Here is a 1,334-nt window from a genome sequence, read left to right as displayed (position 1 = left end):
TTTCATGAGTGTGCCGTTGGTGGCTCGAGGAGCTTGGCCGCCCGATTCCCCGGGACGACCCGGCCGCATATTGGGATGTGCGAATCAGTCGCTGTGTAGGGCAATGCCGGCGCGGTCGTTCACGAGCTGTGGTTCCAACGAGCTGATGGAGGCGGGCATGGCCCAGATCTGGGCTGGTGTGGATATCGGAAAAACCGACCACCACTGCGTGGTCATCGACGGTGACGGCAAGCGGTTGCTGTCGCGTCGGGTCGCCAACGACGAGTCGACGCTGTCGGCCCTGATCGACGAGGTTCTTACACGTTCGGGCGAGGTGTTGTGGGCGGTGGACCTCAACGACGGCGGTGCTGCCCTGCTGATTGGGTTGCTGCTGCAACGAGACCAGCCATTGTTGTATATCCCAGGCCGGACCTTGAACCGGGCTGCCGGCGGTTACCGCGGTGAGGGCAAGACCGACGCGCGGGATGCCGCAATCATCGCCGACCAGGCCAGGATGCGCCGTGACTTGCACCCGATCCGCCCCGGTGACGAGACCACCGTGGAGTTGAAGCTGCTCACCGCCCGCCGCGCCGACCTCGTCGCGGACCGCACCCGGGCGATCAACCGGCTCCGCGGCCTGCTCACCGGTATCTTTCCCGGGCTCGAGCGCGGGTTCGACAACCTCACCCTGACCGGTCCACTGGTCCTGCTGACCGGCTACCAGACCCCTGCTGCATTGCGCCGGATCGGCGTAACTCGACTCGAATCCTGGTTGCGGACAAGGAAAGTCAGAAACCCCGGAAAGATCGCAGCGGTCGCGGTCGACGCCGCCGGGCACCAGCGCACCCGCCTGCCGGGCGAGGAGCTGACCGCATCGATGGTTGCGAGCCTGGCCGAGGAGGTGATGGCCCTCAACGAGCGGATCAAGAACGTCGACACGCTCATCGAGGGCCGATTTCACCGCCACGAACTCGCCGAGGTGATAGTCAGCCTGCCCGGCATCGGCACCCTGCTCGGCGCCGAGTTCCTCGCGGCCACCGGCGGCGACATGGGCTTCTTCGGCACTCCAGACCGCCTGGCCGGGTTCGCCGGACTCGCTCCGGCGCCCTGGGACTCCGGACGGATACGCGGGAACCTGCACCGGCCCAAGCGCTACCACCGCGGCCTCAACCGCGTCTTCTACTACTCGGCAATGATCAGTATCAGCTGCTGTCCCGAATCCCGACAGTTCTACGACCGCAAACGCGCCGAGGGCAAGAAACACACCCAAGCCGTCCTCGCCCTGGCCCGCCGCCGCGTCAACGTCCTGTGGGCCCTGATCCGCGAGAACCGGCCCTACCAGCCACTGCCACCCC

At 66.5% G+C, this 1,334-nt stretch carries 1 protein-coding gene; it reads left to right on the top strand.

Annotation, left to right across the window (positions count from 1 at the left end; translation table 11 throughout):
• Nucleotides 1–157: 157 nt before the first annotated feature.
• Nucleotides 158–1,334, top strand: a 1,177-nt coding sequence (locus IEY68_RS35830; RefSeq protein WP_189094729.1) for an IS110 family RNA-guided transposase, incomplete at its 3' end; no start/stop codon positions are given.

This window comes from Nocardia jinanensis, assembly GCF_014645735.1.
Taxonomy (GTDB): Bacteria; Actinomycetota; Actinomycetes; order Mycobacteriales; family Mycobacteriaceae; genus Nocardia; species Nocardia jinanensis.
This window is presented reverse-complemented; position numbering and strand designations above follow the sequence as displayed.